Here is a 15,691-nt window from a genome sequence, read left to right as displayed (position 1 = left end):
CTGCACAAGGCACCCGGCGGCTTCTCGTTTGCGCCGCCGGATGCCACCATCGACCCTTGGGCCGCCGCACACCGCATGCACCCGTTTCGCCCACGGCCGGACACGAGCGATAATCGAACGTGGGGCCGCGGAATGTGGGGTAGCAAGCTCTCAGTCGTCCGGGACTGGATCATTTCCGAAGACTGGGCGTGAGGCGCGGTCCGTCACACACGAAACCGGTGAAGGACATCCACTCATGACGACGCCCACGATCGAGCTCAAGCCCTCCTCGCATCCGCTGTCCGCGGCCGAGCGCGAGGCGATCCTGGCCAACCCCGGCTTCGGCCGCCACTTCACCGACCACATGGTCACCATCAAGTGGACCGAGGGCCGCGGCTGGCACGACGGACAGCTCGTGGAGTACGGACCGCTCTCGATCGACCCGGCGAACATGACCCTGCACTATGCGCAGGAGATCTTCGAGGGCCTCAAGGCCTACCGGCAGCCCGACGGCACCGTCGCCACCTTCCGTCCGGAGGCCAACGCCAAGCGCTTCCAGGCCTCGGCCCGCCGGCTCGCCATGCCCGAGCTGCCCGTCGAGACCTTCATCGAGGCCTGCGACCTGCTCGTGCAGCAGGACAAGGACTGGGTCCCGGCGCACGGCGGCGAGGAGTCCCTCTACCTGCGCCCGTTCATGTTCGCGACCGAGGTCGGTCTCGGTGTGAAGCCGGCCAACGAGTACCTCTTCATGGTCATCGCCTCGCCCGCCGGCGCGTACTTCGCGGGCGGCGTGAAGCCCGTCTCGATCTGGCTCTCCGAGGACCGCGTGCGCGCCGTCCCCGGCGGCATGGGCGCCGCGAAGACCGGCGGCAACTACGCCGCGTCGCTGCTCGCGCAGGCCGAGGCCGCGTCCAAGGGCTGCGACCAGGTCTGCTACCTCGACGCGGTCGAGCACAAGTGGGTCGAGGAACTCGGTGGCATGAACCTGTACTTCGTGTACGGCGACAAGATCGTCACCCCTGAGCTCACCGGCTCGATCCTCGAGGGCGTCACCCGTGACTCCCTCCTCCAGGTCGCCCGCGACCTCGGCTACACGGCCACCGAGGGCCGCATCTCCCTCGACGAGTGGCAGCGCGACGCCCAGAACGGCTCGCTCACCGAGGTCTTCGCCTGCGGTACCGCCGCGGTGATTACCCCCGTCGGCACGGTCAAGTGCAACGCGGGCGAGTGGACCCAGTCCGCCGGCGAGCCGGGCCCGGTCACGCTCCGCCTGCGCGAGTCCCTCCTCGACATCCAGCGCGGCACGGCCACGGACAAGCACGCCTGGATGCACACGCTGGGCTAGGTCCCGCGTCGTACGCACGACGAAGGCCGGGCTCCCCGCGGAGGGGGCCCGGCCTTTGCTTTCAGCTTCTGGGGCACATCCAGCTTCTGGGGCACATCCAGCCCCTGCGGCGATTGAGCAGATCCGAACGAAGTTCGGATGCGGGGCCCGGGGCGAAGCCCCGGTTTCGGGAAGGGGCGGGGCGGGGAGAAAAGCCCGCCGCAGGCGCACCACACCCGTACCCGAACACGGGGCTCCGCCCCGATACCCCAAAGGGTCGCGCTCCGTCGGGGCGCGGCACCCACCGGGGACCAGGGGGCGGAGCCCCCGAAGGCCGAGCGACAGGGCTCCGCCCCGATACCCCAAAGGGTCGCGCTCCTTCGGGGCTCGGCACCCCCACCGGGGGCCAGGCCGCGGAGCCCCCGAAGGCTGAGCGACGGGGTTCCGCCCCGATACCCCGGAGCTTCACGCCCCGCCGCGGGACCGCCTACGAGATCAGCCCCACAATCGTCGCGCTGATGAACGACACCAACGTGGCCCCGTACACAAGCTTCAGCCCGAAGCGAGCGATCTGGTCCCCGTGCGCAGGGGACAGAGACTTCACCGCACCGGCGATGATCCCGATCGAACTGAAGTTGGCGAAGGACACCAGAAACGTCTGGACGATCGCCGTGGCCCGCTCACCGAGCTCCACCTTCCCACCCGGGTTCGCGTCGGTGAACGCGAGCATCGCCACGAACTCGTTCGACACCAGCTTCGTGGCCATGATCTGCCCGGCGTCGACACACTCACCCCAGGGCACCCCGGTGAGGAAGGCGAACGGGGCGAAGACGTACCCCAGGATCTCCTGGAAGCTCGTACCGCCCGTGAGTCCCGAGACGAGCCCGTTGATCAGCGCGATCAGCGCGACGAACCCGATCAGCATGGCCGCGACGGTGACCGCGATCTTCGCGCCGTCGAGGATGTACTCGCCGAGCATCTCGAAGAACGACCGCTTCTTCCGCTCGGGCGTGACGACCACGTCCTCCTCGGGCGTCAGCTCGTACGGATTGAGCAGCCAGACCACGATGAAGCCGCCGAAGAGATTCAGCACGATGGCGGCCACGACATAACGCGGCTCGATCATCGTCATGTAGGCGCCGACGATCGACATCGAGACCGTGGACATGGCCGAGGCACTCAGCATGTAGAGGCGCTTCGGGGTCAGCGTGGGCAGCAGCGTCTTGATCGCGATGAAGCTCTCGGACTGGCCGAGGATCGCGGCCGACACGGCGTTGAACGACTCGAGCCGGCCGGCCCCGGTGACCTTCGACAAGACGACGCCGAGGTACTTCACGATCAGCGGGAGCACCCGCAGGTACTGCAGGATGCCGATCAGCGCGGAGACGAAGATGATCGGCATCAGCACGCTGAGCAGGAACGGCACATTGCCCTCGGCGTCGGGGTCGGCGAGGCTCCCGAAGACGAACGCCGTGCCGTCACCGGCGTACTCGAGCAGCTTGCCGAACCCGTCCGCGAGGGCGTCGACGGCGCTCTGCCCGAGGCTCGTCTTCAGCATGACGAGACCCAGGACGAACTGGACGACGAGCATCAGCCCGATGTACGGCGCCTTGACCCGCAGCAGCCGCAGATCGCGGGACGGCAGGAAGGCCAGGGCGAGGAAGACGACGAGCCCGACGAGTCCGATGAGGATGTGCACGGGCCTACCGCCCTGCTGACGGTGCGCAAGAGATCATCCGGCAAGGAGACCTGGCCGGGTCGCCCTCCTGGGGGATCTGCGCGGCCGGGGCGGGCGAGTCCACCCGTGCCGCGTATCCGGTTGCCCGCGCGTCCCTGTATCCGTTCATCCCTGTCCTGCGCGGGTCCCGGGCCCCGCGTGCGTGGGATCGTGGACCTGCATGCCACCTGGCGGGGACGGGGGTGGGGCGCACCGTGCGTACAGTCGACTTCCAGGCCGAGATCGGCCCCGCGGGACCGGGCGTCTACCAGGTGACGCTGCGCGCCGCGGACGGCTCCGAGGCGAGTGCCGACGAGGTGCGTCTACCGGTGGGCGCGGAGGAATTACGCATCCTCTGTGCCCGGCTCCCCGACGCGATCCTCGCCTCCTCCGCAGTGGTGCGCCGGAGTGCGCCGCCCGAGGAGCGGCCCGTGCAGGAACTCGGCCGGATCCTCTTCGACACGCTGTTCGCAGGGGACGGCCGGGCGCTCTTCGCGGCCGCCCGCCATCGCGCCGCCGAGTCGGACCGCTCCCTGCGCCTGGTGCTGCGGGTCCGCCCGCCGGAACTTGCGCGGCTGCCTTGGGAGTTCCTCTTCGACGGGGCGGAGAACGGCTATGTCTTCACCACGATGCCGCTCGTCCGGCATCCTCAAGTGGCGGTGCCCCGGCGTGCGTTGGCAGTCGCCGCACCCTTGCGCATCCTGTGCATGGCCGCCCGCCCCGACGACCTCGAGCCGCTCGCCGTGCGGGCCGAGCGCGACCGGCTCGGCGGCGCGCTCGCAGGTCTGCAGGACGCCGGGCTGATCGAACTCGGCTGGGTCGACGGCGAGCACTGGCGCGCTCTGCGCGACGCGCTCAGGTACCGGGGCCCCTGGCACGTCCTGCACTTCATCGGCCACGGCGGCTTCGACCCGGTCGCGCAAGAGGGCACGTTGGCGCTCGCGGGCGAGGAAGGCGGAACGTACCAACTCGGCGCCGAGAACTTCGCGATGCTGCTGAAGGCCCACCGCTCGCTGCGCCTGGTCGTGCTCAACGCCTGCGAAACGGGTCGCTCGGCCGACGCCGACCTCTTTTCCAGCATGGGCGGGGCGCTGCTGCGTGACGGGCTGCCGGCGGCACTCGCGATGCAGTACGCGATCTCGGACCGGGCGGCGGTGGAGTTCGGCCGGACCTTCTACGAGGGCCTCGCGCACCGTCTGCCCGTCGACACGGCGGTGACGGAGGCGCGGCAGGCGATCCGGCTTGCGCTGCCGGGGACGTTGGAGTGGGGGACGCCGGTGCTCTATATGCGGGCGTCGGAAGGGGTGTTGTTCGAGGTCGGTGAGGTGGCGCGGGCGGAGGGCGAGCGGGCCGGGCCGGGCGAGGGCTCTGGCGTCGAGCCCGCCGGTGGTGCGGTTGTGGGGAGGGGGGCCGAGCGGGCCGCAAAGCCGGAGCCGCACCCCGAGCAGCAGTTGCAACCTGAGCCGCGGCCCCAGCCGCGGGCGCAGCCCCAGCCGCAGCCGCAGCCGCAGCCGCAGCCCCAGCCGCAGATCCGCGAGGAGATATGGGGGGCCGCCTCTCTGAACCTCCCCACCCACAGCGCCGGCTGGGCAGTTTTGGGACGGGACTATGTCTCCTGGAAAGGAGAGCCGCCGGGCGCCGCCTCGACCGCGATGCCGGAACTGCCGACGTTCGCAACGCTCCGTCGCCGACCGGCGTCGAAGCAGCGCGCCATCTCGGTCGACGAGCTCAAGTGGCCCTGTTCGTTGGCGTTCAGCGAGGACTCCCGCTGGCTCGCTGTGGGGTGCCGTACGCGGCTGGCCGTCGTCGTCGACATGTATGGATCGCTCGTGTGCCAGGTGCGATGCGGCGGATACGGGGGCACCGCGTCCGGCGCCACAGTGCCGCCCCCCACTCAGGACTGGACCCTGGGGGTGTCCTTCGACGCGCTGGGTCGTACCTTCGCCACCGTCGCAGGCGACCAGGTCCGCACGTGGCGAACCAAGTCCGGCTCCTCCGTTGAGAAGTGGCAGCTGGCCGATGAGTTCGGCTCGCTGGCAGCGGTCGCCAAGGGCGGCCGTATTGCCGCGACAGCTCGCTCCGGCATGGTGACCTTCACCGATTCGGAGGGCCGTCAAAGGACGGTACTGATGTACGGACGCGTGCGCGTGAGCGCCCTGGCGTTCTCGCCTGAGGGCGCCCTGCTCGCTGCGGTCGGCGACGCGGCCTGGCCGGAGGGTGGGCCCAGGCCTGGGGAGTTCCCAGGCGATGCCCGGGTCTGGGACGTGGAGTCGGGCAAGCAGCTCCTGCGGTTGCCCCATGATGACGTCCTGGTCGCCGTGGCCTTCAACCGACCCGGCACCCACCTCGCTACGGCGAGCGGCAACTGCGTCCGTATCTGGGAGATCAAGTCCGGGCTTCTGCTCTCGCAGGTACCGCAGCCGGATCAGGTTCTCGGACTCGCCTTCGGCCCTGACGGCACCCGGATGGCAACGGCCCACGTGGCCGGCGCCACCGTATGGGACCTGACCACCGGAGATGCCTTGTGGAACCACCGGTCCTCGCCAGGCAGCCAGCGCCGTTCCGCACTCTCTGGCCCACCCGGCGGAACCCAGATCGCCTATGCCCCCGACGGCACCCGCCTGGCACTCATCGAAGGCGGTGAAGTTCTGCTCCTCGACCTCCTCCAGGCAACCTGACGGAAGGCAGGCCGCCGGACATGACCCCACAACCCCCGCTCCAGGCCGACCTGTTCGTCCCCGAACAGGACGCCCCCGGCATCGAGACCCCCCTCGTCGATGCCCTCACCGACCTCGGCCTCACCGTCCGAGTTAGGGCCGTCCCCGTACGCCGCAGCCTGGAGCTTCTCATCCTCGTCACGCTGCCCCTGCACGCCTTCCTCGGGAGCCTCGGCGGCAAGCTCGCCGAGGATGCGTACCGGAAACTCAAGGACGCGATCCTGCGCACCCCGGCCCCGCGCCCCGTCGCCCTCCAGGACACCGACACCGGCGTCCGCGTCCTGCTCACCCGCGACCTCGACGACGAGGCGTACCGACAGCTCCAGGCGCTCGACCTGACGCTGGTCCGCGGGACCCTGCGCTACGACGCCGCAGGGCGCGCCTGGCGCCTCGCCGAGGACGCGGCCGGCTGACCTGGCCCGCCCATTTGAGTGCTGATCGATGTGACGGATCTCAACTTCAGACGCCGATGATGCCCACCACGCGCTCCACGCTTTAGAGTGGTGCTCTAAACGTCATCGAGGGAGTAGTGCCCGGCCCATGCGACTCACCCCCACCGAACGCGACCGCCTGCTCCTGTTCGGCGCCGCCGAGCTGGCCCGTGCCCGGCGGGCGCGCGGCCTCAGGCTCAACGTGCCCGAGGCCACCGCGCTGATCGCCGACACCGTGTGCGAAGCGGCCCGTGACGGGCTGCGCCTGGCCGAGGCGATCGCGCGGGCGAAGGCGGTGCTCGGGCCGGACGATGTGCTGCCGGGCGTCGCCGACGTGGTCACCGAGGTGCATGTGGAGGCTGTCTTCGACGACGGGTCGCGGCTCGCCGTCGTCTCCGATCCGCTGGCCGGGGGCTCGCTGGGGGAGGCGGCTCCGGGTGCGGTCCTGCCGGGACCCGCTCATCGGGAGCCGGCCGCGACCGCACGTATCGCCGTACGCAACACCGCCTCCGTCCCCGTCAGCGTGACCTCGCACTTCCACTTCTTCGAGGCCAACCCGCGGCTCGATTTCGACCGCGCGGCGGCGTACGGGATGCGGCTCGCGATCCCGGCCGGGGCGTCCGTACGGTTCGGGCCCGGTGAGTCCGCGGAGGTCGGCCTCGTGCCGATCGGCGGCGAACGGATCGCCATCGGGTTCGCGGGTCTCGTCGACGGACCCCTGGACGCACCCGGCGCCCGCGCCGAGGCGCTGCGCCGCGCGGTCGCCTGCGGATATCTCGGGGCCGACCCCAAGGAACCCATCGAGCCCGACGAGCCCGTCGAGCCCGTCGAGCCCGTCGAGCCCGTCGAGCCCACGGAAAAGGGGGCCGGGCGATGAGCCGCCCCGGAGGCCACCCGGCCGAAGCCCGCCGACTGACCCCGCACGAGTACGCGGCCACACACGGCCCCCGCGCCGGCGACCGCGTCGTCCTCGGCGACTCGGGCCTGGTGGTCCGAGTCGAGGCGGATTCCCAGGCGTACGGCGACGAGTTCCTCGCCGGCTTCGGCAAGACCGCGCGCGACGGACTGCACCTCAAGGCCGCCGCCGTCCGCGAGACCTGCGATGTCGTCATCAGCAACGTCCTGGTCATCGATGCCGTGCAGGGCATCCGCAAGACCTCGATCGGTATCCGCGAGGGCCGGATCCACGCGATCGGACGGGCCGGGAACCCGGACACGCTCGACGGCGTGGAGGTCGTGGTCGGCACCGGGACCTCGATCGTCTCCGGCGAGGGCATGATCGCCACCGCGGGCGCCGTGGACACTCACGTCCACCTGCTGTCGCCGCGCATCATGGAGGCCTCGCTCGCCTCCGGCGTCACCACGGTCATCGGCCAGGAGTTCGGCCCGGTGTGGGGCGTCGGCGTCAACTCGCCCTGGGCCCTCAAGCACGCCTTCAACGCCTTCGACGCCTGGCCGGTCAACATCGGCTTCCTGGCGCGCGGTTCGTCCTCCCATGAAGCCCCGCTGGTGGAGGCACTCGCCGAGGGTGGGGCGTCCGGCTTCAAGGTGCACGAGGACATGGGCGCGCACACCCGGGCGCTCGACACCGCGCTGCGCGTCGCCGAGGAGTACGACGTCCAAGTCGCCCTGCACAGCGACGGGTTGAACGAGTGTCTGTCGGTCGAGGACACCCTGCGCGTCCTGGACGGCCGTACCATCCACGCCTTCCACATCGAGGGCTGCGGCGGCGGCCACGTGCCGAACGTCCTGAAGATGGCGGGCGTTCCGAACGTCATCGGCTCCTCCACCAACCCCACCCTGCCCTTCGGCCGGGACGCGGTCGCCGAGCACTACGGGATGATCGTCTCGGTCCACGACCTGAAGACCGATCTGCCGGGCGACGCCGCCATGGCCCGCGACCGCATCCGCGCCGGGACGATGGGCGCCGAGGACGTGCTGCACGACCTGGGCGCCATCGGCATCACCTCGTCCGACGCGCAGGGCATGGGGCGGGCGGGCGAGACGGTCCGGCGTACGTTCGCGATGGCGGGCAAGATGAAGGCCGAGCTCGGCCCGCTCGACGGCGACGGCGCGCACGACGACAACGCGCGCGTCCTGCGCTACCTCGCCAAGCTCACCATCAACCCGGCCGTCGCCCACGGTCTCGCGCACGAGATCGGGTCGATCGAGGTCGGCAAGATGGCGGACATCGTGCTCTGGCAGCCGGCGTTCTTCGGCGCCAAGCCGCAGCTGGTCCTCAAGTCGGGCTTCCCCGCGTACGGCGTCGTCGGCGACCCGAACGCGGCCACCGACACCTGCGAACCCCTCGTCCTCGGACCGCAGTTCGGCGCGCACGGCGCGACGGCCGCCGACCTCTCCGTCGCCTTCGTCTCGCAGGCGGCCGCCGCCCTCGAAGGCGACCGGCTGCCCACGCGCCGGCGCCGCGTCGGCGTGCGCGGGACCCGGGGCATCGGCCCGGGCGACCTGCTGCTCAACTCCCGTATCGGCGCGGTCGACGTGGACGCCCGCAGCGGCCTTGTCACGCTCGACGGGCGGCCGATGCGCTCGGAGCCCGCCGACTCCGTATCCCTGAACCGCCTCTACTTCCTGTAAACGACACCGCCTCTGACCTCCTGAGAGAGCCTGCTATGACCTTCCGTATGCCCGCCGAGTGGGCCCCGCACGAGCGCACCTGGATGGCCTGGCCCGGCCCCAACACCACCTTCTCCTGTGCCGAAGAGCTCGCCGAGGCGCGCGAGGCCTGGGCCTCGGTCGCCCGCGCCGTGCGCCGCTTCGAGCCGGTCACCGTCGTCCACGGCCCCGGCCAGGCCGACTCCGCCCGCGCCTTGCTCGGCCCGGACATCGAGCTGGTCGAGCGGGACCTGGACGACGCGTGGATGCGCGACATCGGCCCGACGTTCGTGGTGGACGCTGGTGGCCAACTGGCCGCCGTGGACTGGGTGTTCAACGGCTGGGGAGCCCAGGAGTGGGCGAACTGGGAGCACGACTCCAAGATCGCCTCGTACGTGGCGGATCTCGCCGGCGTCCCCGTGCACAGCTCCCCGCTCGTCAACGAGGGCGGCGGCATCCACGTCGACGGCGAGGGCACGGTCCTGCTCACCGAGACCGTGCAGCTGGGCCCGGAGCGCAACCCCGGCTGGTCCCGCGAGCAGGTCGAGGCCGAGATCCACGCGAAGCTCGGCACGACGAAGGCGATCTGGCTGAAGCGCGGCCTGACCGCCGACTACCCTCCGCACGGCTACGGCACCCTCGGCCACGTCGACATCGTCGCCGCCTTCGCGGCCCCCGGCGTCGTGGTCGCCCACACCCAGCCGGACCCGTCCCACCCCGACCACGAACTCTGCCGCGAGAACGTCGAGTTCCTGCGTGCGCAGACCGACGCCAAGGGCCGCCGCATCGAGGTCGTCGAGATCCCGGCCCCGACCAAAATCCGCGAGGAGGACGGCGGCTGGGCCGACTACTCCTACATCAACCACTACCTCTGCAACGGCGGCGTCGTCCTGTGCGCCTTCGACGACCCGCGCGACGAGCACGCGGCGGGCATCTTCCGCCGCCTGTTCCCGGACCGCACGGTCACGCTGGTCGACGCCCGCGCCATCTTCGCGGGCGGCGGCGGCATCCACTGCATCACCCAGCAGCAGCCCCGCACGGCATGAGCACGCCACCGCGCTCACGCAAGCACGCGCCTCCGCGCTCACGCAAGCACGCACCCCCGCGCGAGGACGTGCTCGCCGCCGCCATGGCGATGGTCGCCGACGGCGGACTCGACCAGCTCACCATGGCGGCGCTCGGCCGCGAGGTCGCGATGAGCAGCGGCCATCTCCTCTACTACTTCAAGACCAAGGACGAGCTGCTCCTGCAGACCCTGGAGTGGAGCGAGGGCCGCCTGGGCGAGCAGCGGCGGGCGCTGCTCTCGGGTGCTTCTTCCGTACGGGAACGGCTGGACGCATACGTCGACTTGTACGTCCCCGAAGGCCCCCGCGACCCGCACTGGACCCTGTGGATGGAGGTCTGGAACCGCTCCCCGTACGCCGACGCCTCCGTCGAGGCGGGCCGCCGCCAGCTGGCCATCGAGCGCGCCTGGCACCGCGACCTGGTCGCCCTGCTCGCCGAGGGCATCTCCCGCGGCGAGTTCCGGGGCACGGACCCCGAACGCTTCGCCACCCGCCTACGCGCCCTGCTCGACGGCTTCTCGGTCCATGTGGCGGTGGGCCTGCCGGGTGCGAACCGGGACGAAGTGCTCGTGCAGGTACGGGAGTTCCTGGACGAGTCCTTGCGGCCCGACTGAGACCTCTGGTGAGCGGTTCGCCCCCGCGCTATGCTCCCGCGACCTGCGGAAACACTCCGCGGACGGGGGATCGGGGGATCGGCGATGGCTTTGGCACGCCGGAAAATGTCCAGAGGCCTGGCGGCCTGCGGCCTGACACTGTTCGCGGTGCTCTCGGCGCAAGGAGCCGGCAGTGCGCACGACGGAGTTCCCGTAGGGAAGGCTCTGCAGGAATGCGGGTTGTCAGCCGGGACTGAGCACGCCCGGCTCGGTGAGACCTTCTGGGCCGCCGTCGGTTTCCCTGACAACGTCAGCTCGAAGCCCCTGACCATCACCGATGTCACGCTGCTTGACGCCCCCGACGGGCTCCGCGTGCTCGGCTACGCGGCGTTCAGCGTGGACGACACCGACGGTTTCGTACCGCTGGCCCGGGGCAGGCACGAGACCGGGATGCCGGATTTCGACAGCTTGCCCGACCATGCGAAGGCCCCACTGGTGGTGCAGCCCCACAGCGATGCGGTGATCTTCTACATGGCGAAGGTGCAGATCACCGCACCACCGAAGGGCATCTGGGGCGCGACCCGGTTCGACTACATCCAGAACGACCGCCACTACCAGCAAACGCTGCACTGCGAGTTCGAGCTGAAGGTCGAAAGGTAGAGCGTCCTGCCCACCCCCGGAGGACCGGGGACGGACAGGACGCACAGCACCCGCTCAGTACACATTCACCCCGTACGCCGACAGCGCCTCCCGGACCGGCTGGAAGATCGCCGAGCCGTTGACGCCGTCGGTGCAGCCGCCGCTGCCCGAGTGGATGCCGAGGGCCGTGGAGCCCGAGAAGTGGGCGCCGCCGCTGTCGCCGCCCGCCGAGCAGACCGTCGTACGGACCATGCCGTACGCGATGTTGCCGCTGCCGTAGTTGACCGTGACGTCGGTCGCGGTGACCGTGCCCGAGGTGACCTTGGTCGTCGAGCCGCTCTTGCGCACCGCCTGGCCGACGACCGGGTCCGCGGCCGAAGTGATGTCCTGGTGGCTGCCGTTGTAGAGGTTGACGTTCCCGGACGGGGACGAGCCGTCGGTGTAGCGGACGATGCCGTAGTCGTTGGTCGGATAGCTGGTGCCGTGCCGCTGCCCGATCACCGCACCGCCGCTGGTGGCGCGCCAGTCGGTGGCCGCGTTGGTGCAGTGCCCGGCCGTCACGAAGTAGCGCGTCGAGCCGGAGGAGACGTTGAAGGCCGACGAGCAGCGGTAGCCACCGCCGTAGATCGCGTCGCCGCCCGCGATCTCCTCCTTGAAGACGCCCGGGATACGGACCAACCGGACCGCGCCGTCCTGCGCCGCGGCCGCCCGCTGCAGCCGGGCGAGGTCCGCCTTGGAGACCGTCGAGTCGGCTTCGACGACGACCTGGTTGCGGCGGGGGTCGATGCCCACCGACGTGCCCGGTATCGAGGTCTCGGTCAGCGTCTGCTGCGCGCCGCGCAGCTCGGCGCCGCTGCGCTCGACCAGCCGGGGCTCGGCGCCTTCGGCTCTGACCAGGGCGGCGTCGGCCTCGCTGGTCACCGTGGTGACCAGCTCGCCGTCGGCGCCGAGATAGCTGCCGGCACTGCGGCCGCCCAACTCGGCCTTGAGCTCGGTGTTCTGGCGATACGTCTGAGGGCTTGCGGTGATGCCGGCGCCGGGCGTCGGCTCGGGTGCCGCGAGGGCGGCGGAAGAGAGGGTGAGGGGGAAAGCGGCGAGGGCCGCGGCCAGGGCAAGGGTGCGCTTCACGAGCTGCCTCCCGACAGTGGGGTGTCGTGTACAGATCAGATCTGCGGAGCGCTAGCAGTGTGAAGGTATGGACCTGTGGGCGACAAGAGGGCCTTGGGGAAGGAGAGGCGCGCGGTGCGCGGTGGGCAGGCGCGCGCGGCGCCGAGAAGGCAGGCCCGCGCACCGCACGTGAAGAAGGCCCCAGGGCAAGGGCGTTCGCATCCTGAGACGCCCCCGGCGGCCGCCGGGGAGTGTGCAAGACTGCGACCGTGCTCTCGTTCGCCATGATTATTGGCAGCAGGCGCGCCGGTCCGCAGTGACCGTCCCGTACCGACCGACGTACGGGCGGACACCGTCGTCCTCGACCCGCGCGCAAACCTCTCGTACCCACGAGGGGTTTTTTCGTTTTCCGGCCCACCCTCAGCCGGACGCGGAGCGCCAGGGATCATAGGAGGACGGCGGAGCCGGTCCTTCCGGTAGACCGAGATCCGAATCAGGAGCCAGCAGCATGAACCGAGCCACGGAAGCTTCCTCTGTCGAGCACGGAGATACCGACGGGCCCTACGGCCCCCGCGACGCCTTCCACGTCTTCGACACGACGCTGCGCGACGGCGCACAGCGCGAGGGCATCAACCTCACCGTCGCGGACAAGCTGACCATCGCACGGCACCTGGACGACTTCGGCGTCGGCTACATCGAGGGCGGCTGGCCGGGCGCCAACCCCCGCGACACCGAGTTCTTCGCGCGCGCCGCCGACGAGATCACGTTCAAGAACGCCCAGCTCGTGGCGTTCGGCGCCACCCGCAGGGCCGGCGCCAAGGCCGAGGAGGACCCGCAGGTCAGGGCGCTGCTCGCGTCCGGCGCCCCGGTGATCACCTTGGTCGCCAAGTCCCATGACCGCCATGTCGAACTCGCCCTGCGCACCACCCTCGACGAGAACCTCGCGATGATCGCCGACACCGTGGCGTATCTGCGCGAGCAGGGCCGCACGGTCTTCGTCGACTGCGAGCACTTCTTCGACGGCTACCGCGCCAACCCCGCGTACGCGAAGTCGGTCGTCCGGGCGGCGAAGGAGGCCGGCGCCGAGGTCGTCATCCTCTGCGACACCAACGGCGGCATGCTCCCCGCCCAGGTCCAGGCGGTCGTCGGCACGGTCCTCGCGGACACCGGCGCCCGGCTCGGCATCCACGCCCAGGACGACACCGGCTGCGCGGTCGCCAACACCCTCGCCGCCGTGGACGCGGGCGCCACCCACGTCCAGTGCACGGCCAACGGCTACGGCGAGCGGGTCGGCAACGCCAACCTCTTCCCGGTCGTCGCCGCCCTCGAGCTCAAGTACGGCAAGCACGTCCTGCCCGAGGGCTCCCTCAAGGACATGACCCGGATCTCGCACGCCATCGCCGAGGTCGTGAACCTGACGCCCTCCACGCACCAGCCGTACGTGGGCGTCTCGGCCTTCGCGCACAAGGCGGGACTGCACGCCTCCGCGATCAAGGTCGACCCGGACCTCTACCAGCACATCGACCCCGAACTCGTCGGCAACACCATGCGGATGCTGGTCTCCGACATGGCGGGCCGCGCCTCCGTCGAGCTCAAGGGCAAGGAGCTCGGCGTCGACCTCGGCGGCGACCGCGAACTGGTCGGCCGGGTCGTCGAGCGGGTCAAGGAGCGCGAACTCAAGGGCTATACGTACGAGGCCGCCGACGCCTCCTTCGAACTGCTGCTCCGCGAGGAGGTCGAGGGCCGGGCCCGCCGCTACTTCCGGATCGAGTCCTGGCGCGCCATCGTCGAGGACCTGCCCGACGGCACCCATGCCAACGAGGCCACCGTGAAGCTGTGGGCCAAGGGTGAGCGCATCGTCACCACCGGTGAGGGTAACGGCCCGGTCAACGCCCTCGACAACGCCCTGCGCCGCGGCCTGGAGCGGATCTATCCGCAGCTCGCCAAGCTCGAACTCGTCGACTACAAGGTCCGCATCCTCGAAGGCCGGCACGGCACCGAGTCCACGACCCGGGTGCTGATCTCCACCTCGGACGGCCAGGGGGAGTGGGCCACGGTCGGCGTCGCGGAGAACGTCATCTCCGCGTCCTGGCAGGCCCTGGAGGACGCGTACACCTACGGACTGCTGCGGGCCGGGGTCGAGCCCACGGAATAGTCCTCCCGACCCGCCCGTCCGGCCTCCCGCTGAGTTAGCTTCGAAGTATGAGAAAGCTTACGAAGCGGATCAACGGGACAAGGCGGATCATGGTCGCCCTGGCCGGACTGCTGCTGGCCCTGGGAGCCGCCCTCGCGGCGGCACCCGGGGCCACGGCCGCTTCGGACATCTCGGCCGTGGCGAACGGTCTGGAGAAGAGTCCGGTGTACGTCGATCCGGCGGCCTCCGGACAGCTGTCGTCCGCGGACGCGGACCGGCTCGCCCAGCAGATCAAGGACGCGGGCAAGCCCGTGTTCCTGGCCGTGCTGCCGGCGGACTTCCGCACGTCGGAGGAGGACTTCACCGCTCTGCGCGCCGCGGTCGGCGACCCCGGTGTGTACGGGGTGCAGCGCGGTGACACGTTCTCCGTACGCGCGGACCCGTCGGTGCTGTCCCGGGGCGAGGCGCGGAATCTGCAGAGCCTGGGTGACTCGGCCGGCCTCGAGGCCTACGTGAACGCCGCCACCCGAGACGCCAACGGCACCGCCCCCAGCTCCTGGGGCGGCTCGGCAGCCGACGACGGCGTCCCCACCGGCGCCCTGGTGGGCCTGGGTGCGGTCGCCGTGGCCGGTGGCGCGGGCGCGTACGTCCTGGTCAAGCGCAACAAGCGCAAGAAGGCCGAAGAGACGCGCGCCGCCCTGGAGAGGCTGCGTGTCGTCGTCGACGAGGACATCACGGCCTTCGGCGAGGAGCTGGAACGCCTCGACTTCCACCCGGGCGAGAAGGGCGCGACGGACGCCATGCGCGAGGACTACGAGCGAGCCCTCGACTCGTACGAATCCGCCAAATCGATCATGGCATCGGCGCAGCGCCCCGAGGACGTCAAGGGCGTGACGCAGGCCCTCGAGGACGGCCGCTACTCGCTCGCGGTCCTGGCCGCACGACGCGAGGGCCGCGCCCTGCCCGAGCGCCGCCTTCCCTGCTTCTTCGATCCCCGGCACGGCCCGTCCGTGGCCGACGCGTCCTGGGCGCCGCCCGGCGGCCCGGCCCGCGACGTCCCGGTGTGCGCGGCCGACAAGGCCCGTATCGACGACGGCGAGGACCCGGCGGTCCGCACGGTCGACACCGATCAGGGCCGCCGCCCGTACTACGACGCCGGCCCCGCGTACGGCCCCTGGGCGGGCGGCTACTTCGGCGGCGGCATCCTGCCGGGCCTCCTGGTCGGCACCATGCTCGGCTCGATGATGGCGAGCCCGGCCTACGCCTACTCGGACCCCTCGATGGGCGGCGGCGACCCCTCGGGCTCGGACTTCAACTCCGATGATTTCGGCGGGGGTTTCGGAGACGGAGGCTTCGGCGGCGGGGACTTCGGT

12 protein-coding genes are annotated in these 15,691 nt (G+C 70.8%); 10 read left to right on the top strand and 2 right to left on the bottom strand.

The features are described from left to right. The first annotated feature begins 235 nt into the window (after positions 1 to 235). Positions 236 to 1,324: a branched-chain amino acid aminotransferase gene (locus tag G6045_RS20115; protein ID WP_165333402.1), complete on the top strand. Its 1,089-nt coding sequence runs from the start codon at positions 236 to 238 to the stop codon at positions 1,322 to 1,324. A gap of 466 nt (positions 1,325 to 1,790) precedes the next feature. Here G6045_RS20115 and G6045_RS20110 read toward each other — a convergent pair whose 3' ends face one another. Next, on the bottom strand, positions 1,791 to 3,002 hold the full coding sequence (locus tag G6045_RS20110) for a NupC/NupG family nucleoside CNT transporter (protein ID WP_165333401.1): 1,212 nt from the start codon (positions 3,000 to 3,002) through the stop codon (positions 1,791 to 1,793). Positions 3,003 to 3,235: 233 nt separating this feature from the next. On the opposite strand from G6045_RS20110, the gene G6045_RS20105 reads away from it, so the two are divergent. The 7 genes from G6045_RS20105 (at position 3,236) to G6045_RS20075 (ending at position 11,098) form a co-directional block, all read left to right on the top strand. Continuing rightward, positions 3,236 to 5,698: a CHAT domain-containing WD40 repeat protein gene (locus G6045_RS20105; RefSeq protein ID WP_165333400.1), complete on the top strand. Its 2,463-nt coding sequence runs from the start codon at positions 3,236 to 3,238 to the stop codon at positions 5,696 to 5,698. Positions 5,699 to 5,718: 20 nt separating this feature from the next. Continuing rightward, entirely contained in the window at positions 5,719 to 6,150 is a 432-nt protein-coding gene (locus G6045_RS20100) for a hypothetical protein (protein ID WP_165333399.1), read from the top strand. A 127-nt stretch (positions 6,151 to 6,277) separates the two neighbouring features. Next, positions 6,278 to 7,045, top strand: coding sequence for an urease subunit gamma (gene ureA, locus G6045_RS20095; RefSeq protein ID WP_165333398.1), 768 nt, complete (start codon positions 6,278 to 6,280; stop codon positions 7,043 to 7,045). Continuing rightward, on the top strand, positions 7,042 to 8,763 hold the full coding sequence (locus tag G6045_RS20090; protein WP_165333397.1) for an urease subunit alpha: 1,722 nt from the start codon (positions 7,042 to 7,044) through the stop codon (positions 8,761 to 8,763). The genes ureA and G6045_RS20090 overlap by 4 nt, the downstream gene beginning before the upstream one ends. Before the next feature lie 35 nt (positions 8,764 to 8,798). Then, positions 8,799 to 9,827 carry an agmatine deiminase family protein gene (locus G6045_RS20085; RefSeq protein ID WP_165333396.1) on the top strand — a complete coding sequence of 343 codons (1,029 nt, stop codon included), beginning with the start codon at positions 8,799 to 8,801 and terminating at the stop codon, positions 9,825 to 9,827. Continuing rightward, positions 9,824 to 10,459: a TetR/AcrR family transcriptional regulator gene (locus G6045_RS20080; protein WP_165333395.1), complete on the top strand. Its 636-nt coding sequence runs from the start codon at positions 9,824 to 9,826 to the stop codon at positions 10,457 to 10,459. The genes G6045_RS20085 and G6045_RS20080 overlap by 4 nt, the downstream gene beginning before the upstream one ends. A 219-nt stretch (positions 10,460 to 10,678) precedes the next feature. Beyond that, on the top strand, positions 10,679 to 11,098 hold the full coding sequence (locus tag G6045_RS20075) for a hypothetical protein (RefSeq protein WP_165333394.1): 420 nt from the start codon (positions 10,679 to 10,681) through the stop codon (positions 11,096 to 11,098). Positions 11,099 to 11,152: 54 nt separating this feature from the next. Here the strand turns inward: G6045_RS20075 and G6045_RS20070 are convergent, their stop codons facing one another. Beyond that, positions 11,153 to 12,205 carry a S1 family peptidase gene (locus G6045_RS20070; protein WP_165333393.1) on the bottom strand — a complete coding sequence of 351 codons (1,053 nt, stop codon included), beginning with the start codon at positions 12,203 to 12,205 and terminating at the stop codon, positions 11,153 to 11,155. Positions 12,206 to 12,692: 487 nt separating this feature from the next. On the opposite strand from G6045_RS20070, the gene cimA reads away from it, so the two are divergent. Both cimA and G6045_RS20060 read left to right on the top strand, forming a co-directional pair. After that, positions 12,693 to 14,339: a citramalate synthase gene (gene cimA, locus G6045_RS20065; protein WP_235968086.1), complete on the top strand. Its 1,647-nt coding sequence runs from the start codon at positions 12,693 to 12,695 to the stop codon at positions 14,337 to 14,339. A gap of 47 nt (positions 14,340 to 14,386) precedes the next feature. Then, a partial coding sequence (locus G6045_RS20060) for a hypothetical protein (RefSeq protein WP_165333392.1) occupies positions 14,387 to 15,691 on the top strand: 1,305 nt, incomplete at its 3' end.

Origin of the sequence: Streptomyces mesophilus (assembly GCF_011044995.1) — a bacterium.
GTDB classification, from domain to species: Bacteria; Actinomycetota; Actinomycetes; order Streptomycetales; family Streptomycetaceae; genus Streptomyces; species Streptomyces mesophilus.
Note: the sequence above shows the minus strand (reverse complement) of the source record. Positions and strands in the feature narration are given on the sequence as shown.

Bases quoted from the DNA above. Each gene is read 5' to 3' on its own strand.
- G6045_RS20115 (WP_165333402.1), top strand. From the start codon at position 236: ATGACGACGCCCACGATCGAGCTCAAGCCCTCCTCGCATCCGCTGTCC.
- G6045_RS20100 (WP_165333399.1), top strand. From the start codon at position 5,719: ATGACCCCACAACCCCCGCTCCAGGCCGACCTGTTCGTCCCCGAACAG.
- ureA (WP_165333398.1), top strand. From the start codon at position 6,278: ATGCGACTCACCCCCACCGAACGCGACCGCCTGCTCCTGTTCGGCGCC.
- G6045_RS20090 (WP_165333397.1), top strand. From the start codon at position 7,042: ATGAGCCGCCCCGGAGGCCACCCGGCCGAAGCCCGCCGACTGACCCCG.
- G6045_RS20085 (WP_165333396.1), top strand. From the start codon at position 8,799: ATGACCTTCCGTATGCCCGCCGAGTGGGCCCCGCACGAGCGCACCTGG.
- G6045_RS20080 (WP_165333395.1), top strand. From the start codon at position 9,824: ATGAGCACGCCACCGCGCTCACGCAAGCACGCGCCTCCGCGCTCACGC.
- cimA (WP_235968086.1), top strand. From the start codon at position 12,693: ATGAACCGAGCCACGGAAGCTTCCTCTGTCGAGCACGGAGATACCGAC.